At 73.1% G+C, this 22,495-nt stretch carries 19 protein-coding genes; 12 read left to right on the forward strand and 7 right to left on the reverse strand.

The annotated features are described in order from the left end of the window. Positions 1-61: 61 nt before the first annotated feature. The 3 genes from ACZ7EC_RS15150 to ACZ7EC_RS15160 form a co-directional block, all read right to left on the reverse strand. Complete coding sequence (locus tag ACZ7EC_RS15150) at positions 62-712, reverse strand: hypothetical protein (RefSeq protein ID WP_471062635.1); 651 nt, start codon at positions 710-712, stop codon at positions 62-64. 75 nt (positions 713-787) lie between these two features. Beyond that, complete coding sequence (locus ACZ7EC_RS15155; RefSeq protein WP_471062637.1) at positions 788-1,483, reverse strand: GntR family transcriptional regulator; 696 nt, start codon at positions 1,481-1,483, stop codon at positions 788-790. Between the two features lie 117 nt (positions 1,484-1,600). After that, positions 1,601-2,956: an aminotransferase class III-fold pyridoxal phosphate-dependent enzyme gene (locus tag ACZ7EC_RS15160; protein WP_471062639.1), complete on the reverse strand. Its 1,356-nt coding sequence runs from the start codon at positions 2,954-2,956 to the stop codon at positions 1,601-1,603. Positions 2,957-3,166: 210 nt separating this feature from the next. On the opposite strand from ACZ7EC_RS15160, the gene ACZ7EC_RS15165 reads away from it, so the two are divergent. Next, the gene (locus ACZ7EC_RS15165) at positions 3,167-5,062 is read left to right on the forward strand and encodes a serine/threonine-protein kinase (protein ID WP_471062891.1); all 1,896 of its coding nucleotides are present in this window, start codon (positions 3,167-3,169) and stop codon (positions 5,060-5,062) included. Between the two features lie 78 nt (positions 5,063-5,140). Here the strand turns inward: ACZ7EC_RS15165 and ACZ7EC_RS15170 are convergent, their stop codons facing one another. After that, positions 5,141-5,887, reverse strand: a complete 747-nt coding sequence (locus ACZ7EC_RS15170; RefSeq protein WP_471062641.1) for an SLATT domain-containing protein — start codon at positions 5,885-5,887, stop codon at positions 5,141-5,143. A 236-nt stretch (positions 5,888-6,123) separates the two neighbouring features. On the opposite strand from ACZ7EC_RS15170, the gene ACZ7EC_RS15175 reads away from it, so the two are divergent. The 7 genes from ACZ7EC_RS15175 to ACZ7EC_RS15205 all read left to right on the forward strand — a co-directional run bounded on the left by ACZ7EC_RS15175 (position 6,124) and on the right by ACZ7EC_RS15205 (position 12,499). Then, positions 6,124-6,468 carry a YbaB/EbfC family nucleoid-associated protein gene (locus ACZ7EC_RS15175; protein WP_397984835.1) on the forward strand — a complete coding sequence of 115 codons (345 nt, stop codon included), beginning with the start codon at positions 6,124-6,126 and terminating at the stop codon, positions 6,466-6,468. 51 nt (positions 6,469-6,519) lie between these two features. Next, positions 6,520-7,119, forward strand: a complete 600-nt coding sequence (gene recR, locus ACZ7EC_RS15180) for a recombination mediator RecR (RefSeq protein ID WP_069779610.1) — start codon at positions 6,520-6,522, stop codon at positions 7,117-7,119. After that, complete coding sequence (locus ACZ7EC_RS15185; RefSeq protein ID WP_397984834.1) at positions 7,112-7,774, forward strand: DUF5063 domain-containing protein; 663 nt, start codon at positions 7,112-7,114, stop codon at positions 7,772-7,774. Before recR ends, ACZ7EC_RS15185 begins: the two co-directional genes overlap by 8 nt. A gap of 206 nt (positions 7,775-7,980) precedes the next feature. Next, positions 7,981-9,252 (forward strand): aspartate kinase, encoded by a 1,272-nt coding sequence (locus tag ACZ7EC_RS15190; protein ID WP_471062644.1) that lies wholly within the window; start codon positions 7,981-7,983, stop codon positions 9,250-9,252. Then, complete coding sequence (locus ACZ7EC_RS15195; RefSeq protein WP_471062646.1) at positions 9,249-10,304, forward strand: aspartate-semialdehyde dehydrogenase; 1,056 nt, start codon at positions 9,249-9,251, stop codon at positions 10,302-10,304. Before ACZ7EC_RS15190 ends, ACZ7EC_RS15195 begins: the two co-directional genes overlap by 4 nt. A gap of 316 nt (positions 10,305-10,620) precedes the next feature. Further along, complete coding sequence (locus ACZ7EC_RS15200; RefSeq protein ID WP_397984831.1) at positions 10,621-11,298, forward strand: SigE family RNA polymerase sigma factor; 678 nt, start codon at positions 10,621-10,623, stop codon at positions 11,296-11,298. A gap of 58 nt (positions 11,299-11,356) precedes the next feature. Further along, complete coding sequence (locus tag ACZ7EC_RS15205) at positions 11,357-12,499, forward strand: hypothetical protein (RefSeq protein WP_471062648.1); 1,143 nt, start codon at positions 11,357-11,359, stop codon at positions 12,497-12,499. 70 nt (positions 12,500-12,569) lie between these two features. Here the strand turns inward: ACZ7EC_RS15205 and ACZ7EC_RS15210 are convergent, their stop codons facing one another. After that, on the reverse strand, positions 12,570-13,361 hold the full coding sequence (locus tag ACZ7EC_RS15210; protein WP_471062649.1) for an SURF1 family protein: 792 nt from the start codon (positions 13,359-13,361) through the stop codon (positions 12,570-12,572). Positions 13,362-13,506: 145 nt separating this feature from the next. Between ACZ7EC_RS15210 and ACZ7EC_RS15215 the strand changes: the two genes are divergently transcribed. Then, positions 13,507-15,339 carry a S9 family peptidase gene (locus ACZ7EC_RS15215; protein ID WP_471062651.1) on the forward strand — a complete coding sequence of 611 codons (1,833 nt, stop codon included), beginning with the start codon at positions 13,507-13,509 and terminating at the stop codon, positions 15,337-15,339. A 53-nt stretch (positions 15,340-15,392) separates the two neighbouring features. Here ACZ7EC_RS15215 and ACZ7EC_RS15220 read toward each other — a convergent pair whose 3' ends face one another. Further along, entirely contained in the window at positions 15,393-17,195 is a 1,803-nt protein-coding gene (locus ACZ7EC_RS15220) for a potassium channel family protein (protein WP_471062893.1), read from the reverse strand. 105 nt (positions 17,196-17,300) lie between these two features. Further along, positions 17,301-19,355, reverse strand: a complete 2,055-nt coding sequence (locus ACZ7EC_RS15225; RefSeq protein ID WP_471062653.1) for an NAD(+) synthase — start codon at positions 19,353-19,355, stop codon at positions 17,301-17,303. 103 nt (positions 19,356-19,458) lie between these two features. Here ACZ7EC_RS15225 and ACZ7EC_RS15230 point away from each other — a divergent pair, with 103 nt between their 5' ends. The 3 genes from ACZ7EC_RS15230 (at position 19,459) to ACZ7EC_RS15240 (ending at position 22,445) form a co-directional block, all read left to right on the forward strand. Beyond that, complete coding sequence (locus ACZ7EC_RS15230) at positions 19,459-19,746, forward strand: metal-sensitive transcriptional regulator (protein WP_471062655.1); 288 nt, start codon at positions 19,459-19,461, stop codon at positions 19,744-19,746. A gap of 410 nt (positions 19,747-20,156) precedes the next feature. After that, on the forward strand, positions 20,157-21,890 hold the full coding sequence (gene ctaD, locus ACZ7EC_RS15235) for an aa3-type cytochrome oxidase subunit I (protein WP_471062657.1): 1,734 nt from the start codon (positions 20,157-20,159) through the stop codon (positions 21,888-21,890). 27 nt (positions 21,891-21,917) lie between these two features. Then, positions 21,918-22,445 carry a hypothetical protein gene (locus ACZ7EC_RS15240; RefSeq protein ID WP_471062658.1) on the forward strand — a complete coding sequence of 176 codons (528 nt, stop codon included), beginning with the start codon at positions 21,918-21,920 and terminating at the stop codon, positions 22,443-22,445. The last annotated feature ends 50 nt before the right edge of the window (positions 22,446-22,495 follow it).

Below are 22,495 nucleotides of genomic sequence, written 5' to 3' on the forward strand. Positions count from 1 at the left end.
CGGTCAGGCGCGGATCGCGGCGCCGCCGACTCGTCCGGGGACCGGCGGTCGCGCGGCACGCTCAGCTGAAGACGATCATCGAACCCTGGGCCAGCGAACGGGTCGCGGCGGCGTGCAGGCCCAGCCAGACATGGCGTTCGCGGGCGAAGGGGTTCGGGTCGTAGGGAGTGGGGGCGGCCGGTTCCTCCAGCTCGGTGGGGGCCGCGGGCGGGGCCGGCGGGGCCGGGGGGTTGGCCGGATCGATGCCGATGACCGGGGCGACGTACTGGAGTTCGCGCAGCAGCGCCTGCGCGGAGCCCAGGGGGCCGCCGCCCGCCAGGAGCTGGTCGTCGGACAGCGGATGCGGGAAGTCGACCGGGACGTACGCGCCCGCGTGGTCGTAGTGCCAGACCAGGTGCGACTGCTGGGCCGTGGACTCGAACATCTCCAGCAACTGCTCGTAGTCCCCGCCGAGTTCGTCCACCGGCGTCACCGGGAGGCCGCAGACCTGGAGGAGGTAGGCGCGGCGCAGGAAGTGCAGGGCGTCGTAGTCGAACCCGGCGACCGGCGCGACCTCGCCGGACAGGCCCGGCATGTACTGGTACACCGGCACCGGCGGCAGTCCCGCCGCGGCCAGCGCGTGGTCGTAGTGCGCGAGTTCCTCGGCGAACGGGTTGTCCGGCGTGTGGCACAAGACGTCGACGAGCGGTACCAGCCACAGGTCACAGGCCAAAGAGAGCTCCTCACACAAAGAGGTCGTCCGGGAAGCCTAATCGGTGCCTGTGTGGTCCCATACCCTCACGTCCGCTCAGCTATCGGACAGATCTTCCAGCAGCGTCAGCGAGTGGGTGTTGGCCGCGGCGACCAGGGCGCGGGCGCCCTCGGTGTCGCGCCGGGCCAGGGCCTCGACCAGCTCCGGGTGACCGGCCCACAGGCGGCCGCGCAGCTCGGGCAGGCGGCGCAGGTGCTGGACGGCGCAGACCCAGGACTGCACGCGCAGCCGGTGCAGGAAGTCGCCCAGGTAGGGGTTGCCGAACAGCACGCTCAGCTCGCGCCAGAAGCGCAGGTCGTACCCGATCAGGACGGTGAGGTCGCCCGCGGTCGCGGCGCGCTGCGCCTCCTCGCCGCGGCGGCGGACCGTCGCCAGCAGGGCGCGGGTGGCCGGGTCCTCGGGCGGAGTGCGGAAGGCGGGGTGCCCGGCGGCGAGGGCCTGGAACATGCCGTCCGTGACCAGGGCGCGGGCCTCGATCATGTGCCGGTAGTCGGCGAGCGAGTACTCCGGCACGCTGAAGCCGCGGTGCTGGTCCGCCTCCAGGATGCCCTGCGCGGACAGGTCGACCAGCGCCTCGCGCACCGGGGTGGCCGAGACGCCGTACTGGTCCGCGATCTCCTTCACGGTGAACGCCCGGCCCGGCCGCAGCCGCCCCGCCAGCACCTCGTCACGGAGCGCGTCCGCGAGCTGCTGGCGCAGGGTGCTGCGGGTGACGACGCCGTTGCCGGGCATGGCCGGATTCTCCTCACGCGTATGGGTGACGCACTCGTACCTTTGAGCGACTCTGCGGAGTCTTACGAGCACGTCACCTTACGCGTTCGGCCTGTGCCGGCGGCAGCGCCGGACCGGTTACGCCGTGTACTCGTCGGCGACGGACAGCGCGGCGTCGAGGGCGGCCAGGCCCTCCTTCAGCTCGGCCTCGCTCGTGTTGCACGGCGGCACCACATGGGTGCGGTTCATGTTCACGAACGGCCACAGGCCGTGCTTCTTGGCGGCCGCGGCGAAGGCGGCCATCGGCGCGTTCGCCTCGCCGGTCGCGTTGTACGGCACCAGGGGCTCGCGCGTCTGCCGGTCCCTGACCAGCTCCAGCGCCCAGAACATGCCCACGCCGCGGACCTCGCCCACGCTGGGGTGGCGCGCGGCCAGCTCCGCCAGACCCGGCGCGAGCACGCTCTCGCCGAGCCGCTTGGCGTTCTCGACCACGCCCTCCTCGGCCATCGCGCCGATCGTGGCGACGGCGGCGGCACAGGCCAGCGGGTGCCCGGAGTAGGTCAGGCCGCCCGGATAGGGACGCTTGCCGAAGGTCTCCGCGATCCTCCCCGAGATGGCGACGCCGCCGAGCGGCACGTAACCGGAGTTCACGCCCTTGGCGAAGGTCATCAGGTCCGGCACGACGCCGAACAGGTCGGCGGCGAACCACTCGCCGGTACGGCCGAAACCGGCCATGACCTCGTCCAGGATGAAGACGATCCCGTACTTGTCGCACAGTTCCCGCACCCCGGCGAGGTAACCCGGCGGGGGCAGCATGATCCCGGCGGTGCCGGGGATGGTCTCCAGGATGATCGCGGCGACGGTGCCGGGACCCTCGAAGGAGATCGTCGTCTCCAGGTGCTCCAGCGCTCGTGCGGTCTCCTGCTCCTCCGTCTCGGCGTAGAAGCGGGAGCGGTACAGGAACGGCGCCCAGAAGTGCACGACGCCCGCCGTGCCGCTGTCGGAGGGCCAGCGCCGCGGGTCGCCGGTGAGGTTCACGGCCTGCTGGGTGCCGCCGTGGTACGAGCGGTACGCCGAGAGCACCTTCGGGCGGCCCGTGTGCAGCCGGGCCATGCGCACCGCGTGCTCGACGGCGTCGGCGCCGCCGTTGGTGAAGAAGATCTTGTCCAGGTCGCCGGGGGTCCGCTCGGCGATCAGCCGGGCCGCCTCCGCGCGCGCCTCGATGGCGAACGCGGGCGCGAAGGTGGTCATCTTCGCCGCCTGCTCCTGGATGGCCGCGACGACCTTGGGGTGCTGGTAGCCGATGTTGGTGTAGACGAGCCCGCTGGTGAAGTCGAGGTACCGCGTGCCGTCGTAGTCCCAGAAGTACGAACCCTCGGCGCCGGCGACGGCGAGCGGGTCGATGAGGTCCTGGGCGGACCAGGAGTGGAAGACGTGCGCACGGTCCGCGGCCTGCACTGCGGCGCCGGCTGCGGGGTCGGTCTGAGGGGTCATGCGGGCGAGCGTAAATGTCCGGGATGCGGACGGGGTATCGGCGTCCTGTTCCGTGCGCGGACCCAATCCGCGACAGGTTGTCGACACCGGGCCGCACCGGGGCGCCCGGCCTGTTACGGAACCGTGGACGGCCGGGCCTCCGGCACCTGGTGCGACCGCATTATTCTCGGGCCGTTGCCAGAGCTGACGGGGCGGGAAGGGCGGGCGGTCATGGAGGAACTCGGTCCGGGGGATCCGCACCGCATCGGGGGGTACCGGCTGCTGGCGCGGCTGGGCGCGGGCGGCATGGGCAGGGTGTACCTGGCCCGCTCGGACCGGGGCCGCACGGTCGCCGTGAAGCTGGTGCGTACCGAGCTGGCCGCGCGGGAGGAGTTCCGGGCCCGGTTCCGGCGCGAGGTGGGGGCGGCGCGGCGGGTCGGCGGGTACTGGACCGCGCCGGTGCTGGACGCGGACACCGAGGCGGCCGTGCCCTGGGTGGCCACCGGGTACGTGGCCGGCCCCAGCCTCGAACAGGTCGTCGAACACGGCGACGGGGCGCTGCCCGAGCGGTCGGTACGGATCCTCGCGGCGGGGCTCGCGCACGCGCTCAAGGACATCCACGCGGCCGGGATCGTGCACCGGGACCTGAAGCCGTCCAATGTGCTGCTGACCATCGACGGACCGCGCGTGATCGACTTCGGCATCGCCCGCGCCCTGGAGACGGACACCGGGGGCGGCGAGGGGTTCACCTCGACCGGGTCGCTGGTCGGCTCGCCGGGGTTCATGGCGCCGGAGCAGGTGCGCGGCGACACGATCACCCCGGCGTGCGACGTCTTCTCGCTCGGCTCGGTGCTGGCGTACGCGGCGACCGGGCGGCTGCCGTTCGGGAACGCCGGCGGCGGGGTGCACGCGCTGATGTTCCGGATCGCCCAGGAGGAGCCGGAACTGGCGGGGGTGCCGGAGGGGATCGCCGATCTGGTGCGGGAGTGCCTGCGCAAGGACCCGGCGGCCCGGCCCTCCCCGGACGCGCTGCTGGAGCGTACGGGGGCGCAGGACACGGTGTCCGGCGGCCGCTCCCGTGACCCTTGGCTGCCGGGCGGGCTGGTGGCCCAACTGGGGCGGCAGGCGGCCGGGTTGCTGGAGGTCGAGGAGCCGGAGGCGGGTGCGGGCGGCTCCGGTGGGGCGGGGGCGCGACCGGGTGCGGCGGACACCGGGGACGCCGGTGTGCGGGGGAGTGGCGCGCGGAGCGGCGGTTCCGGGGGCTCGCCCGAGCACTCCGCCGTGCTGGACGGGGCAGGGACGGCCGCGGGGGCCGGGGCCGGGCAGCCGCCGCCGACGCGGGGGGAGCCGCTGCCGGTGACGGTCCCCGGCGCGTACGGACAGGCGCGGCAGGAGCCCCAGCCGCACTCCCGGCAGGACGTCCCGCGGCCGTACTTCGCGCAGGGCACCGCGTCCATGCCACCGGAACCGGCCGCGCCGTCCCTCGGGTACGGCCACCCCCGGCAGCCGTATCCGCCTTACGGCGCCGAGCCCGAGCCGGAGCCGGAGCGGCGCAGCGGGCGCTCCACGGCCCTGCTGGTCGTGGTCGCGCTGATCGTGGCGGTGGGCGCGGGTGGATCGGTGTACGCGCTGCTGAACAGCGGGGTGGACGGCAGGAGGAACGGCGCGGCGGGGCCCGCGCCGGTGTCGGGGTCCGTGTCGCCCACCGGAGCCGGGGAGCGCGTCCCGGATCCGGCCTCGCCCTCCGCCTCGCCCTCCTCCTCGGGCGCGGGTGCCGTCCCGGCCGCCTACCTCGGGACCTGGGCGGCGAGCATCGACACCGCGGGCGGCATCAACATCCGCCGGCTCACCATCCGGCAGGGCGAGGTGGGGGAGAACGTGCTGACGCTGGTCGCGGAGGGGCCCGCGCAGGGCGGCGGGGTGTACCACTGCGTCTTCGCGGCCGGGCTGAGCCGGGCGCCGGGCGCCGGCGGACCGCTGGAGATCGGGCCGTCGGTCGTGACCAGCGGCGAGCCCGCCTCCTCGTGCACACCGGGCGGCCCGACGGAGGTCAGCCTGCTGCCGGACGGGCGGCTGCGGCGGGCGCAGCAGGGCGGCGGGGAGAGCCTGACGTACACCCGTCAGTGACCGGTTCGTCCTCCCGTACCGCTGCTGCCCCTGATCCGGCTCGACCGCCGGACCGGGGTCCGCAGGAGGACTCCACGGTCACCGCGGCTCCGGTGGCCGCTGTCTCGGCATGTTCGGCCGCGCGCCCCCCGCCGGCGGCAGGGCGAAGCGACCGGTCTGGCCCACCGCCTCCTGCCGGGGCACGTACGCCACCGACTGCACTCCCAGCGGCACCGCGCCCGCCCGGAAGGCCACCATCCAGTCCGCCGTCTCCGCCCGGACCAGTTCCGTCATGTCCTCCGAGAAGCGGCGCAGCAGCACCACGCACCGCTCCGCCGCCTCGCTCGCCGTGCCCTCCGTGGGGCCCAGCACCTCCCGCACCCCCTCCACCGCCCAGTCGAACTGGAGCGCCTGCAGGCGCCGTTGCACCGCCTGGGCCGTCGCCACGTCCCGCATCCAGCCGGACGTCACCCCGAAGTACCGGTCCGCGCCGGCGCACGCGGCCGCGAGCAGCAGGGCCAGACAGCCCCACGGTGCCACGCCCCCGGCCACCCCCGTCAGCTCCAGCAGCGGCAGCGCCGCCCCGGTCGTCACCCCCACCGCCGCCCCGGCCCGCAGCACCCGCGCCCCGCGCCGCTTCCACACCCGGTCCCGCAGATACCAGTCCGCCGTCCGCAGCGCTCCGTGCTCCACCCACCGGTACAGCTCGTCCAGCCGCTCGCCGGGCTCGCCCCAGTCGCCGGGCGGCAGCGCCCGCCCGGTCAGATCACCCGGCCGGGGTCCGGCCGAGCCCTCGCCCCGCCCGTCCTGGGGCGGCCCCTCGGGCTGCATCTCCGGCTGACCCACCCGGCACTCCCTACTGATCGCGACCGGTCACGTAGCGTGACATCCCCTGCCGACGTGCGCCACCCTTCCTACCGTCCGAGGGATGGCCCGGTCGTGGCTTTCCCCGCTTTTCCGCCCGGAAGAGGGCCTTGATCAGCTGGAGACCCGCCCGCTGACTCACTCGAAGGAGTGGCGGTGTGATGGCCGCCCGGACCACGTAGGCTCGTGCCAAGGAGAAAGACACAGAGGAGCTGATCGTGATCCCCGGTGGTGGCCAGCCCAACATGCAGCAGTTGCTCCAGCAGGCCCAGAAGATGCAGCAGGACCTGCAGCGGGCCCAGGAGGAACTGGCGAACACGGAGGTCGACGGGCAGGCGGGCGGCGGCCTGGTCAGGGCCACCGTGACCGGCGCCGGCGAACTGCGCGGCCTGAAGATCGACCCCAAGGCGGTGGACCCGGAGGACACCGAGACCCTCGCCGACCTGATCGTGGCCGCAGTCCAGGCCGCCAACGAGAACGCGCAGGCGCTCCAGCAGCAGAAGCTCGGCCCGCTGGCGCAGGGCCTGGGCGGCGGCACGGGCATCCCCGGTCTGCCGTTCTGACCTCGGGCCAACTAGCGTACGTACCGAAAGGTCTCCAGGAAGGGCAGTCCGTTGTACGAAGGCGTGGTCCAGGACCTCATCGACGAACTGGGGCGGCTGCCCGGCGTCGGTCCCAAGAGCGCGCAGCGGATCGCCTTCCACATCCTCCAGGCCGAGCCGACGGACGTGAAGCGCCTCGCCCAGGCGCTCCTGGAGGTCAAGGCGAAGGTCCGCTTCTGCGCGATGTGCGGCAATGTCGCGCAGGAGGAGCTGTGCAACATCTGCCGTGACCCGCGCCGCGACCCCTCGGTGATCTGCGTCGTGGAGGAGCCGAAGGACGTCGTCGCGATCGAGCGCACCCGCGAGTTCCGCGGCCGCTACCACGTGCTCGGCGGGGCGATCAGCCCCATCGAGGGGGTCGGTCCCGACGACCTGCGGATACGGGAACTTCTCGCGCGGTTGGCCGACGGGACGGTCACGGAGCTCATCCTGGCCACCGACCCGAATCTCGAGGGCGAGGCGACGGCCACGTACCTCGCGCGCATGATCAAGCCCATGGGCCTGAAGGTCACCCGCCTGGCCAGCGGCCTCCCGGTGGGTGGCGACCTGGAATACGCGGACGAGGTGACCCTCGGCCGCGCCTTCGAGGGGAGAAGACTCCTAGATGTCTGACGCCACGCTGCACGCCACGTCGCAGAACCCCGACGACTTCGCGGTACAGGTCGCGGACCAGGTCGAGAGCTTCCTGGTGGCCGTCACCGAGGTGGCGCGGGGCGACGAGCCCGGCTCGACCGTCCCCTTCCTCCTCCTGGAGATCTCCCAGCTGCTGCTGGCCGGCGGCCGGCTGGGCGCCCACGAGGACATCGTCCCCGACGAGCGCTACGAGCCCGATCCGGGACCGGAGCCGGACGTGGACGAGCTGCGGGAGAACTTCGCCCGGCTGCTGGAGCCCGTCGACGTCTACTCCGAGGTCTTCGACCCCTACGAGCCCCGCAAGGCCCCGGTGCCGGCCCGGATCTCCGACGACCTCGCCGACATCATCGCGGACCTGCGCCACGGCATGGTCCACTACCGCGCGGGCCGCACCAGCGAGGCGCTGTGGTGGTGGCAGTTCTCCTACTTCTCCAACTGGGGTCCGACGGCCTCCGCCGTGCTGCGCGCCCTCCAGTCGGTCCTCATCCACGTCCGCCTCAACCAGCCCCTGGAGGAGCTGGACGGCCTGGACACCGACCAGAGCCCGATGGGCGACGAGACGCTGGAGTTCGAGGCGGGCCGGGTGATGGCCGAGGAGATCGGCGGTCCGCTGGGGATCCAGCCGGGTTCGTGACGCCGTGACCGGGGTCCCGCGCGGTACGGCGCCGGCTGTGACCCGGCGCACGTTCCGCGTGGGCCGGGTCCCGGCGGGCAGGAGGCCATCCGGAAGCGGGCGTCCGGGAACTTCCGGGCCGATGTCTCACCATGCGGGAGCAGGCTGGTGGATTTCGGACGCTCGTTAAACTGAGCCGACACAAACGAACCGAGCGAGGAGCGCACGTGGGCCTTGTCGTGCAGAAGTACGGAGGCTCCTCCGTAGCCGATGCCGAGGGCATCAAGCGCGTCGCCAAGCGGATCGTGGAAGCGAAGAAGAACGGCAACCAGGTTGTCGTCGTCGTTTCCGCGATGGGCGACACGACGGACGAGTTGATCGATCTCGCCGCGCAGGTCTCTCCGATGCCTGCCGGACGCGAATTCGACATGCTGCTGACCGCCGGAGAGCGGATCTCCATGGCGCTGCTGGCCATGGCGATCAAAAACCTGGGCCACGAGGCCCAGTCCTTCACCGGCAGCCAGGCCGGCGTCATCACCGACTCGGTCCACAACAAGGCCCGGATCATCGATGTCACGCCGGGCCGCATCCGGACCGCGCTGGACGAGGGCAACATCGCGATCGTCGCCGGTTTCCAGGGCGTCAGCGCCGACAAGAAGGACATCACCACGCTCGGCCGCGGTGGCTCCGACACCACGGCCGTGGCCCTCGCCGCCGCCCTCGACGCCGAGGTCTGCGAGATCTACACCGACGTGGACGGCGTGTTCACCGCCGACCCGCGGGTGGTGAAGAAGGCGAAGAAGATCGACTGGATCTCCTTCGAGGACATGCTGGAGCTGGCGGCCTCCGGCTCCAAGGTGCTGCTCCACCGCTGTGTGGAGTACGCCCGCCGCTACAACATTCCGATCCACGTACGCTCCAGCTTCAGCGGGTTGCAGGGCACGTGGGTCAGCAGTGAGCCGATTGGGGTCAAGAAGGTGGAGCAGGCCATCATCTCCGGTGTCGCGCACGACACCTCCGAGGCCAAGATCACGGTCGTCGGTGTGCCCGACAAGCCGGGTGAGGCCGCCTCGATCTTCCGCGCCATCGCCGACGCGCAGATCAACATCGACATGGTCGTGCAGAACGTGTCCGCCGCCTCCACCGGCCTGACGGACATCTCCTTCACGCTGCCGAAGACCGAGGGCCGCAAGGCCATCGACGCCCTGGAGAAGTGCCGCGGCGGCATCGGCTTCGACTCGCTGCGCTACGACGACCAGATCGGCAAGATCTCCCTGGTCGGCGCGGGCATGAAGACCAATCCGGGCGTCACCGCGGCCTTCTTCGAGGCGCTGTCCGACGCGGGCGTGAACATCGAGCTGATCTCGACCTCCGAGATCCGCATCTCGGTCGTCACCCGCAAGGACGACGTGCCGGAGGCCGTGCGCGCCGTGCACACCGCCTTCGGGCTCGACTCCGACACCGACGAGGCCGTCGTCTACGGAGGCACCGGCCGATGAACGCCAAGCCGACGCTCGCGGTCGTGGGAGCGACCGGAGTGGTCGGCCGGGTCATGCTCCAGATCCTGTCCCAGCGCAAGGACATCTGGGGCGAGATCCGTCTGTTCGCCTCCCCCCGCCCGGTCGGCCGCAAGCTGTCCGTGCGCGGGGCGGAGGCCGAGGTGGCGGCCCTGACCGAGGACTCCTTCGACGGGGTCGACATCGCCCTGTTCGACGTGCCGGAGCCGGTGGCCGCCGAGTGGGCGCCCGTCGCCGCCGCGGCCGGCGCCGTGGTCGTGGACAACTCCGGCGCCTTCCGCGCCGATCCGGACGTGCCCCTGGTGGTGCCCGAGGTCAACGCCCACCGGGCGCGCAACCGCCCGCGCGGCATCATCGCCAACCCCGGCGCCACCACCCTCACCATGGTCGTCGCGCTCGGCGCACTGCACGCCGAGTACGGGCTGCGCGAGCTGGTGGTCTCCTCCTACCAGGCGGTGAGCGAGGCCGGCCGGGCCGGCGTGGAGGCGCTGCGCGCCCAGCTCTCCCAGGTCGCCGGCACCGAACTGGGCACCGCGCCGGGGGACGTACGACGCCTCGTGGGCGACGCCACCGGTCCGTTCCCGGAGCCGGTCGCGCTGAACGTCGTACCGTGGGCCGGCACCGCGGCCGAGGACGGCTGGTCCTCGGAGGAGCTGCGGGTGCGCGACGAGATGCGCAGGATCCTCTCGCTGCCCGGCCTGCCGGTCGCCGTCACCTGCGTCCGGGTCCCGGTGGTCACCACCCACTCGCTCACGGTCCACGCCCGCTTCCAGGGCGCGGCCGGGGTGGACGGCGCCCGCGAGATCCTCGCCACCGCGCCCGGCGTGGTGCTGTGCGACGACCCGGCGGCCGGCGAATACCCCACCCCCGCCGACGTGGTGGGCACCGACCCCGCCTGGGTGGGCCGGCTGCGCCAGTCGCTGGACGACGCGAGCGCGCTCGAACTCTTCGTGTGCGGCGACAATGTGCGCAAAGGTGCCGCTCTGAACCTCGTGCAGATCGCGGAGTTGGTCGCGCGGGAGTCCACCGGGTGAGCCGTGAGGCCGCTTTGTAGGATCTGTGTGCGAAGTGTGTCCGGCGGCATGGTTCAAACCGCTTGAGCCGGCCCTCCCGGCGACAGAAGATGTGCCTCCCCGCCCTCCGCAACCACGCGGAGGGCGGGAGCGTCTTTGCGGTCACTCTTCGGGGGCGGTGGGGGCGCCGTGAGCGGACCGGGCGCGGGGTCGCGCCCGTCCACATCGGACATAGGGGAAGAACGGTACGCATGACGGCACTTGAGGCACCGCCGGCTGTCGCACATGTGGCGTCCGGCGCGTACAACCCTGGCGGGGGCAGACGTGTCCAACTGGCGTGGCAGAGGTACTGGAACTCACCGGGGCACGCGGCACCGCGGCCCTCCGGCCGCCGCGTGCGGCGCTGCGTCCCCGCACGCCCGGCGGCATGCCGGTGATCGCGCCCATGCCAGCCGCGCGGCCCGCCCGCATACCCGGTCAGCGTGACGGCGCCGACGACACCGCGGCCACGGAGGCCGTGACCGGCACCACCGTGGACCATCTCACCGAGACCTACCGGGCGCACTACCGCTCCCTGCTGGGTCTCGCCGCCCTCCTCCTCGACGACACCGCCTCCTGCGAGGACGTCGTGCAGGAGGCGTTCATCCGGGTCCACTCGGCGCGCAAACGCGTCCGGGACCCGCAGAAGACCCTCGCCTACCTCCGGCAGACGGTCGTCAACCTCTCGCGCTCCACGCTGCGCCGCCGCATCCTCGGCCTCAAGCTGCTGGCCAAGCCGATGCCGGACATGGCGAGCGCGGAGGAGGGCGCGTACGACCAGCTGGAGCGCCGCGACCTCATCAAGGCGATGAAGGGCCTCCAGCGCCGCCAGCGGGAGGTCCTGGTGCTGCGCTACTTCGCGGACATGACCGAGGCCCAGGTCGCCGAGACGCTCGGCATCTCCCTGGGCTCGGTGAAGGCGTACGGCTCCCGCGGCATCGCCGCACTGCGGGTGGCCATGGAGCAATCGTCATGATCTGCGGCCCCCACCCCGAAGCCACCACCACTCCTCACCGCACGCTGGGAACGAAACTGTGAACCACGGCCCCGACGACAGGAGCACCGAGGGGCTCGGACCCGGACGCGCCCCGGAGGGCGCCGGCTTCTCCGGCCCCGCCGGCGAAGGGACCGGTCCGGGGTCCGAGGGCGAGTGGCTCGCCCGGACGCTCGGCGGCCTCGGCTCGGACGAGGCGGCGGTGCGGCGGCTGCTGCACTCCGCGGTCGACGGCATCGAGCCGGACACGAGCGCGCTGGAGCGGCTGCGCCGGGCGGTCCCCGCGCGCCGGGCCCGCAAGCGGCAGGCGGCCGTGGGCATGGCGGCGGCGGCCCTGTTCCTCGGTACGGCGATCCCGGCCCTCGTCCATGTCTCCGACTCCGGCGGCTCCGACCCGGACACCGCGATGGCCGGCCAGTCCTCGCAGGCGCACTCCGGCACGGGGCACGGCACGGACCAGGGCGGCCGGACGAGCGGCGGCCGGGGCACGGACGGCAACCCGGCCCAGCCCGGCAAGGGGGCGGGGAAGCCGGGCGGCAAGAACGGCGGCGGCGCGGCGGGCGCCGGCACCGCCGGGGGCGCGAACCCCTCCGCCACCCTGGCCGCGGGTGTCCCGGCGTGCACGCCGGCCCAGCTGGGCTCCGCCACGGGCAGCGCGGCCGCGCCGGACTCCACGGGGGTGGTGTACGGCACGTTCCGCGTCACCAACACCTCCTCCGGTCCCTGCACGGTGAGCGGTGCGGGCACGGTGGGCGCGAGTGCGCAGGGCGCGGCGGACCCCGCGAAGATCACCGTCGTACGGCATGCGGCGGGCGACGCGGCGGCGGGGCTGCCCGACCCCTCCCAGGAGGTCACGGGGCTGGTCCTGCAGCCCGGTTCCGCCTACCAGGAGAAGTTCGCCTTCGTCCCCTCCGAGACCTGTCCCAGCGCGGGCGGCACGACCGGCGGTGGCACGGACGGCGGCCCGTCCCCCGACCCGACGCCCACCTCCAGCGACGGCCCGGCGGCCGACACCGGCGGCTCCTCCGGCACCGCCACCCAGCTGGGCACGGGCGGCGCCCCGGCCGACGGCAGCGTCCTGATCACCCACACCCCGTCCCCCGGCGGCCCCACCGCCGCCGCGACGGTACCGGGGGAGTGCGCGGGGACGGTGTATTACACGGGGGTGCTGGCGGATTCCTGAGGCTCCGGGGGTGCGGCACCCGGCCGGCGCCGGTGAGCGCGACCCACCCCCGGCCGGCCCGGCCTGCGGCTCAGCCGCCGGACACCGTCACCGGCACGCTCTCCTGCGGCGCCAGGCCCAGCGCGGCGTCCCGCGCCGCCTCGACCTCCCGCCGCAGCAGCCGGAACCACATGAACACCGTGAACCCGGCGAACACGAACCACTCCCCGGTGTACCCGAGGTTCTGGAACGCCTTGAGATCCAGGCCCGTACCGTCCGGTGCCGACGCCGGCACCGCCTTCATCCCGGCATCCGCCTTGTCCAGCGTCACCCACGCGTCGTACAACCGGTCCGGCACCAGGTTGACCAGCGAGGCCGAACTGATCGCCGACGTCTGCCCCGCGGGCAGCCCGCCCTGCGCGCTGACCCCGTTGTCCCCCGGCGTCTCGGACGCCTGCAGCGCGCCCACGACGGTCACCTCGCCCCGCGGCGGTGCGGGCGCCTTCGCCGCGGACGCCGTTCCGGGCAGCCACCCCCGCACCACCGGGAGCGACTTCCCGGTGCCGGTCCGCAGCAGCGTCAGGACGTAGAAGCCGTTCTTCCCGTCCAGCTGCCGGCCGGGCACGAGCAGCTGCGCCCCGTACCGTCCGTGTGCGGACACCCGCCGCCCCGACGTCGCCTTGTCCACCGGCAGCATCGAATCGAGCGGGCGCGGCGCCTCGGTGCCGTCGGACGCGGCCTGACGGGTCGCGGCATGGGCCTCGTGCACCCGCCCCTCGAACCGGCTCAGCTGCCAGGACCCCATGAAGATGCAGAAGGGGATGGCGAGCAGCACGAAGACGTTGATGCCCCACCAGCGCGGAGTCAGCAGAAACCGGTACACGCCCCCACGGTACGGCGCCCGCCCCACCCCCCGGCCCGCGGGTCGGCCCTTGTGCCCCTTCGTCCGCGCGCTCGTCCCGGAAAGTTATCCACAGGCTGTGCCCACCCGCCGCACAATTGTCGCCGCGGCCAGGCAGTATGGGCGCATGACTGGGGCCAAGACTGAGAGCACGAAGCCGGGCGCACCGCAGGCGCCGGGCAGCGCGGACCTGCCGGACTGGGAGAAGCGGTTCCGGGCGCCGCGGGTGTCCCTGCCCGACTGGGCCGAGGACGCACCCGACCGCGCACTGTTCGTGTCGAACGCGACGGGGACGTACGAGCTGTACGCGTGGGACCGCGCCACGGGCGAGCAGCGCCAGGTCACCGACCGGCCGAACGGCACGACGGACGGCACGCTCTCCCCGGACGGCGCCTGGATCTGGTGGTTCGACGACAAGGACGGCGACGAGTTCGGCATCTGGCGCCGCCAGCCCTTCACCGGCGGTCCCGACGAGCCGGCCGTGCCCGGCCTCGCCCCCTCCTACCCGGCCGGCCTCGCCCTGGGCCGCGACGGCACGGCGGTCGTCGGCCGCTCCACCGACGAGGCCGGTACGACGATCCACCTGGCCCGCGCGGGCGCCGACCCGGCGGAGATCTACCGGCACAGCGAGTCCGCGGGCGTCGGCGACCTCTCCCACGACGGCTCCCTGATCGCCATCGAGCACACCGAGCACGGCGACGCCATGCACGCCGCGCTGCGCGTCCTGCGCCCGGACGGCTCGACGGTCGCCGAGCTGGACGACACCAAGGGCGGCGCCGAGGAGCTGGGCCTGGAGGTGCTGGGCTTCGCTCCGGTCGAGGGCGACACCCGGCTGCTCATCGGGCACCAGCGCCGCGGCCGCTGGGAGCCGCTGGTGTGGGACGCCGTCTCGGGGGAGGAGACGGACCTCGCCCTGGAGCTGCCCGGCGACGTCAGCGCCGAGTGGTACCCGGACGGCTCGGGCCTGCTGATCGCGCACAGCTTCGAGGCCCGCAGCGAACTGTTCCGGTACGACCTGGCGACCCGTGAGCTGACCCGCGTCCCCACCCCGCCCGGCACCGTGTCCGGGGCCACCGCGCGCCCGGACGGCAGCGTGGAGTACCTGTGGTCCTCGGCCGCCGAGCCGTCGGCCGTGCGGTCCACCTCCGGCCGTGTGGTCCTGGACCCGCCCGGCATGAAGTGCCCGCCGTCGGTGCCGGTGGAGGACGTGTGGGTGGAGGGCCCCGGCGGCCGTATCCACGCCCTGGTCCAGAAGCCCGCGGGCGCCACCGGCCCCCTGCCCACCGTCTTCGACCTGCACGGCGGCCCGACCTGGCACGACAGCGACTCCTTCGCCTCGGGCCCGGCCGCCTGGGTGGACCACGGGTACGCGGTGGTCCGCGTCAACTACCGCGGCTCCACCGGGTACGGCCGCGCGTGGACCGACGCCCTCAAGCACCGGGTCGGCCTGATCGAGCTGGAGGACGTGGCGGCGGTCCGCGACTGGGCGGTCTCCTCGGGCCTCGCCGACCCCGACCGCCTGGTCCTCACCGGCGGCTCCTGGGGCGGCTACCTCACCCTCCTCGGCCTCGGCACCCAGCCGGAGGCGTGGACGGTGGGCATCGCCGTCGTCCCGGTCGCGGACTACGTCACGGCGTACCACGACGAGATGGAGGCCCTGAAGGCCATGGACCGCACCCTCCTCGGCGGCACCCCCGAGGAGGTCCCGGAGCGTTTCGCGGCGTCCTCCCCGCTCACCTACGTCGACCGCGTCAAGGCCCCGGTCTACATCTCGGCGGGGGTGAACGACCCCCGCTGCCCCATCCGCCAGATCGACAACTACATCCGCCGCCTCCAGGCCCTCGGCGCCACCCACGAGGTGTACCGCTACGACGCCGGTCACGGCTCCCTGGTCGTCGACGAGCGCATCAAGCAGGTGGCCCTGGAACTGGACTTCGCCAGGCGCCACCTCCCGGCATAGCCACCGGTCCCGGCCGATTCCGGTGGGCGAGGGGGCGGTGGGGGCGGGTGGGGTCAGCGCAGGGAGGCCAGGCCGCGGCGGGTGACGGCGACCACCACGCGGTCGCCCTTCGCCAGCACATGGTCCGCGGGGGTGTCGCTGCGGCCCGCGAGCGCCAGGACCCGCCAGGCGCCGGGGCGGAACGCCTGGCCCACCGTCCGGCCCTCCAGCATCGGATGGCCGTCCACGTCGACCGCGGCGAACAGCAGCACCTGCCGCTCCACCGCCACCGCGCCGAGCACCTGCCGGCCGAGCATCGCCCCGGCGAACGCGGGCGCCGCCAGATGCGTCACGCTCCGGCTCCGGGTCAGGGCGTGCGGGTACGCGGCGCGCAGGGTGCGGTAGACCGCGGTGGCGAAGTCGTCGTCGTACAGCCGCAGCACCACCCGCAGATCCGGCCGTACCGTCCGCGCGTACAGCACCGCCTCCAGGTTCGTGGTGTCCGAGCTGGTCACCGCGAGCAGCGCCTGCGCCCGGCCGATCTTCGCGGACTCCAGCACCCCCTCCTGCGTGACGTCCCCGAGCACCACCGGCACCCGCAGCCGCCGTGCCGTCGCCAGTCCCCGCGCCTCGGGGTCGGACTCGACGCACACCACGGGCACGTTCAGCTCCCGCAGCCGGGTCAGCACCCGTGTGCCGATCTTGCCGAGGCCCAGCAGCACCACATGCCCGCCGAGCCCGCGCGGCGGCCTGCGCAGCGAGGTGGCGGTGCGGAAGGTGCCCAGCACTTCGAGGACCGCGGCCAGCAGCACCGGCAGCAGCAGCAATCCCACCAGCGCGGACAGGAGTTGGAGGAGCTGGCGGCCGAGCGGCGCGCCGAGGGCCGGGTCGTCGATGGCGAACATGTCGAGCAGGGTGAGGTAGAAGGCCCGCACCGGATGGATACCGGTGACCGTCCACAGGGCGATCGCCAGCGCCAGCACACAGCCGACCAGACCGGCCAGCGACCACCGCAGCCGCCGCGAGAACAGCGAGTTGAGCCAGGGGACGACCCCCGCCCCGCGCGCGGCCGACTCCGCGCCGCCCGCCGTCGACACCTGCTCCAGCACGATCGCGGTCCGCCCGGCGGCCCCCCGTACCTCCTCGTCGGCCGGCAGCAGCCGCGGTTCCTGGTCCCCGCCGGCCGCCCCGGTGGGGTCGTTCACCGACAGCAGGGCGAGGGTGTGCAGACCGGAGTCGGCGGGCAGCGGACGTTCCACCGCCCGCAGCAGCAGGCCCTCGCTCTGCACGACCTTGCTGGTGCCCGCGAGCGCGGTCGCGGCCAGCGCCGGCGCGGCGGTGTCGGCGTCGGACAGCACGGTGGTCGACGCCTCCGTGCCCGCGTCGTCCCCGCCGTCGTACGCCAACGCGGCCGCCTGGTCGAGGAGTTCCTCGATGTGCTGGCCGAGCCGCCGGTTGTAGAGCCGCAGCACGAGCCGCAGCCGCGGGTTGAGCCGGCGGGCGGTGAGCGCGGCACGGATGTTGGTCTCGTCGTCGTCGTGCACCAGCGCGAGCGCGGTGGCCCGCCCCACCCCGGCCTCGGCGAGCACCGCCTCGGTCAACTCCGCGGCTTCCAGCACGGCTTCACCGCCCGAACCGGCCGCCGGGGTCGTCGCGCCCGCCGTCGGCGGCCCGCCCGTCCCGCCGGGCCGGCCGCCGACCGCCGCGTTGACCATCCGGTCGAGCAGCGCCGCCGACGCGGCCCGCGCCCGGCCGACCACCGGCCCTCTCGCCGCGCGCTCGGCGGGCGGCACCACGAGGGTGACCTGCTCGCCGTACACCCCGCGCAACTCGGCCGCCAGCCGGTGCGCGAGCCCGTCGTCCCCGCACACCACCATGTGGGGTGCGCCGGGTCCCCCTTGAAACGGAACACTCGCCACGAGGGGAAAGACTGCCTCAGCGGGAAGCCTGGTTCCACTCCCGCCGCGGTGACTGACGGGCGGTCAGTGTCCTTCCGCCGCCTGCTCGAAGTCGAACCGCGCCAGATCCGCGAGCCACACCCGCGCGTTGCCGTCCGAGGGGGCCCGCCAGTCGCCGCGCGGGGAGAGGGAGCCGCCGGCCGAGACCTTGGGCCCGTTCGGCATGGCCGAGCGCTTGAACTGGGCGAACGCGAAGAAGCGGCGGCAGAAGACCTCCAGCCAGCGCACGATCTCCGCGAGGTCGTACGCGCCCCGCTCGGCCTCGGGGAAGCCGGGCGGCCAGGCGCCGGAGGCCGGGTCGTGCCAGGCGTGCCAGGCCAGGAAGGCGATCTTCGAGGGGCGGAAGCCGTAGCGCAGTACGTGGAAGAGGGTGAAGTCGTGCAGCGCGTACGGGCCGATCTTCGACTCGGTGGACTGCATCTCCTCGCCCGGCACCAGCTCCGGGCTGATCTCCGTGTCCAGGATCGCCGCGAGGATCTCGCCGGTCTCCGCGTCGAACTGCTCGCTGCTGATCACCCAGCGGATCAGGTGCTGGATCAGCGTCTTGGGCACGCCGGAGTTGACGTTGTAGTGGCTCATCTGGTCGCCGACGCCGTACGTCGACCAGCCGAGCGCCAACTCGGAGAGGTCGCCGGTGCCGAGCACGATGCCGCCGCGCTGGTTGGCCAGCCGGAACAGGTAGTCGGTGCGCAGGCCCGCCTGGACGTTCTCGAACGTGACGTCGTACACCGGCTCGCCCTCGGCGAAGGGGTGGCCCATCTCCTTGAGCATCAGCCGCGCGGTCGGCGTGATGTCCAGCTCGGCCGCGGTGATGCCGAGCGCCCGCATCAGCCGGTGCGCGTTGTCCTTGGTGTGGTCGCTGGTCGCGAAGCCGGGCAGGGTGAAGCCCAGGATGTCGCTGCGCGGGCGCCCGGCGCGGTCCATCGCGCGGGCGGCGACGATCAGCGCGTGCGTGGAGTCCAGGCCGCCGGAGACGCCGATGACCACCTTGGGGCCGCCGATCGCCTGGAGCCGCTGCTGGAGCCCCTCGACCTGGATGTTGTACGCCTCGTAGCAGTCCAGGGCGAGCCGGTCGGGGTCGGCGGGCACGAACGGGAAGCGCTCCACCCGGCGCCGCAGCCCCAGGTCGGCGGCGCGAGGCGGCTCCAGCGCGAAGGACACCGTGCGGAAGTCGCCGGTGCGGGCGGCGTGGGTGCGCCGGTTGTCGTCGAAGCTGCCCATCCTGCTGCGCTCCTGCCGCAGCAGGTCGAGGTCGACGTCGGCCGCCGCGAACTGCTCGCCGAGCGGGAAGCGCTCGGACTCGGCCAGCAGCACCCCGTTCTCGTAGATCATCGTCTGTCCGTCCCAGGACAGGTCGGTGGTCGACTCGCCGAGACCGGCCGCCGCGTAGACGTACGCGGCCAGGCAGCGCGAGGAGGCCGAGCGGCACAGCAGCTTGCGGTCCTCGGCGCGGCCCACGGTGATCGGGCTGCCGGAGAGGTTCGCGAGCACCGTCGCCCCCGCGAGCGCCGCCTCCGCGCTCGGCGGTACCGGCACCCACATGTCCTCGCAGATCTCGGCGTGCAGCACCAGTCCGGGCACGTCGTCGGCGGCGAACAGCAGATCCACGCCGAACGGCACGTCCGCGCCGCCGACCCGGATGGTGCCGCCGCGCTCGTCGTCGGCCGCGGCGATCTGGCGGCGCTCGTAGAACTCCCGGTAGTTCGGCGGGTACGACTTCGGGGCGACGCCGAGGATCCTGCCGCGGTGCACGACGACCGCGCAGTTGTAGATCCGGTTGCGGTGGCGCAGCGGGGCACCGACGACGAGCACCGGCAGCAGGTCGGCGGATCCGGCGACCACCTCCGTCAGGGCCGCCTCGACCGCGTCCAGCAGCGGGTCCTGGAGCAGCAGGTCCTCGATCGAGTAGCCGCACAGCACCATCTCCGGGAAGACGGCGACGGCGACGCCCTCCTCGGCGCACCGGCGCGCCTGGCGCAGGACCGATTCGGCGTTGGCGCGCGGGTCGGCGATGACGGTGTGGCCCGTGCACGCGGCGATGCGCGCGAAGCCATGCTGATAGATCGACCAGAAGTTCACAGGGGGAAGCCTAGAACTTCGGTGCCACGGCGGTCGCGGGCGCTCGCCTCGGCCCCGAATCCGGACGTACAGTACCCCTAGGGGTATTGCTGGAGGAGTGAGCGTGGAACTGGAGCTCGAGGGCGCGTCCCTGAAGGCCGTCCTGAACCGGCTGCGCCGTGCGCAGGGCCAGATCTCCGGAGTGATCCGGATGATCGAGGAGGGCCGGGACTGCGAGGAGGTCGTCACCCAGCTGGCCGCCGCCTCGCGGGCGCTGGACCGCGCCGGTTTCGCGATCATCGCCACCGGGCTCCAGCAGTGCGTGGCCGACATCGAGTCGGGCCGCAGGAGCGGGGAGGACGCGGAGGCGATGAAGGCGCGGATGGAGCGGCTGTTCCTGTCGCTGGCGTGAGGCGCTGAACGGTCCCCCCGCGGGCTTCCCCTACGGACTTCCTCTACGGGCTCCCTGGGGGGCTCCTTGAGGTCCCTTGGGCCTCCTGAGGACCTCTTGGGGGCCGGCGACACGACCACCGGCGCCCCCCTCGGCAGCGGGACCGGCGCGGCAGCCGGACCATCTTCGGCACCGCGCTGTACCGCCAACACCGACCGGTAGGGGCCGGGCAAGAAGGGCCACCCGGCCCTGCCGACGCCCGCGGCCGGGCCTGTTGGGCCCTACCGGCGAGGGGTGCCCGCGGGCTGATCATGTGGCGGGCCGGGAAGCGCCGGGTCCACCACCCGCACGCGTGGCGCTTCCCGGCCGGCTCCGACATGCACAGCTGGGAGGGACGCCGTCCGGTGGACGAGGCACAGACACACAAGGGGATGACCGGCCGGCCGCACCACGTGACGACCGGCCCTCCGGGCGCCGAGATCACGGGGGCCGGCGCGCGGCAGCCCGCCGTACGGCGCGCACGGCCCACCTGGATCCAGTGGCTGACCACCACGGACCACAAGCGGATCGGGACGATGTACCTGGTCTGCGCGTTCGCGTTCTTCCTGATCGGCGGTGTCCTGGCGCTGCTGATGCGCGCCGAGCTGGCCCGGCCCGGACTGCAGATCATGACGAACGAGCAGTTCGACCAGGCCTTCACCATGCACGGCTCGATCATGCTGCTGCTGTTCGCGATGCCGCTGTTCACCGGCTTCGCGAACTGGATCATGCCGCTCCAGATCGGCGCGCCCGACGTGGCGTTCCCCCGGCTGAACATGCTGGCCTTCTGGCTGTTCCTGTTCGGCTCGCTGATCGCGGCGGGCGGCTTCCTGACGCCCGACGGCGCGGCGGACTTCGGGTGGTTCCTGTACGCCCCGCTGTCCGACGCGGTGCACTCGCCGGGGCTCGGCTCCGACCTGTGGATCATGGGCGTCGCGCTGTCCGGCTTCGGTTCGATCGCGGGCGCGGTCAACTTCATCACCACGATCATCTGCATGCGCGCGCCCGGCATGACCATGTTCCGCATGCCGATCTTCGTATGGAACGTGCTGCTGACCGCGCTCCTGGTCCTGATCGTCTTCCCGGTCCTGGCCGCGGCCCTGTTCGCCCTGGAGTGCGACCGCAAGTTCGGCAGCCACATCTTCGACGCGGCCAACGGCGGCGCCCTGCTGTGGCAGCACCTCTTCTGGTTCTTCGGCCATCCGGAGGTCTACATCCTGGCGCTGCCGTTCTTCGGCATCATCTCCGAGATCATCCCGGTCTTCTCCCGCAAACCGATGTTCGGCTACATGGGCCTGATCGGCGCCACGATCGCCATCGCCGGCCTGTCGGTCACCGTCTGGGCGCACCACATGTACGTCACCGGCGGCGTGCTGCTTCCCTTCTTCTCCTTCATGACCTTCCTGATCGCCGTCCCGACCGGGGTGAAATTCTTCAACTGGATCGGCACGATGTGGAAGGGTTCACTCTCCTTCGAGACCCCGATGCTCTGGGCCACCGGCTTCCTGGTCACCTTCGTCTTCGGCGGTCTGACCGGCGTGATCCTGGCCTCTCCGCCGATGGACTTCCACCTGTCCGACTCCTACTTCGTGGTCGCCCACTTCCACTACACGATCTTCGGTACGGTCGTGTACGCGATGTTCGCCGGATTCCACTTCTGGTGGCCGAAGTTCACCGGCAGGATGCTGGACGAACGCCTCGGGAAGATCACCTTCTGGACGCTGACCGCGGGCTTCCACCTGACCTTCCTCGTGCAGCACTGGCTGGGCGCCGAGGGCATGCCGCGCCGGTACGCCGACTACCTCGCGACCGACGGTTTCACCGCCCTCAACACCCTGTCCACGATCGGCTCGTTCCTCCTCGGCCTGTCCCTCCTTCCGTTCTTCCACAACGTCTGGAAGACCGCCAAGTACGCCGAGCCGGTGGGCGTGGACGACCCCTGGGGCTACGGCCGTTCCCTGGAGTGGGCGACCTCCTGCCCGCCCCCGCGCCACAACTTCACCACCCTCCCCCGCATCCGCAGCGAGTCCCCGGCGTTCGACCTGCACCACCCGGAGATCACGGCCCTGGAGCTGCTGGAGACCTCGGAGTCCCCGGAGGCTCTCGGGGCAGGGGCGGCGGGTTAGCGCACGACGCGAAAGAGAGACCCCGGCATGCCGCATCCCGTACCGGCCCTGGTCACCACCGCGGTGACCGCCGCCGGCTGCGTCTGGTACCTCCCGGCCCTCGCCGACCTGCGCGCGGGCGCCGACCGCCCGGTCTCCCGCCGGGCGCGGGCGGCGTCCTGCGTGACGGCGTGGTCGACGGCGGCGGCCGTCGCCGTACTCCTGCTCACGACGACCCCCTGGACCTGGCCGGCGACCGCCGCCACGACAGGCGCCCTCCTGTCCCTCGCCCTCCTCGTCTCGTCGTCCCTCCTCCACGCCCGCGAAACCCGCGAAGCCGCCGCCCAGTGGGCGCAGTTGGCCCCCGCCCAAGCCCCACCGCCCCCCGACCGCACCCGCTATGTGGTCGCCGTCCTCCTCACCACCGGCCTGACCGCCGCCGCGATCACCGCCACCCTCCACCTGTCCGAGGGCCCCACCACCCCGACCGCCTGGCTGACCGCCATCACCGCCCCCACCGCCGTCCTGGCCCTCTTCATCACCCTGGCCACCACCCACATCCGCCACCCTCACTGACCACCCCCGTCCCCGATCCGGGCGGGGCGCACTGCCTCCCCACGTGCGCC

The sequence above is a fragment of the Streptomyces sp. NPDC037203 genome, from assembly GCF_055605065.1.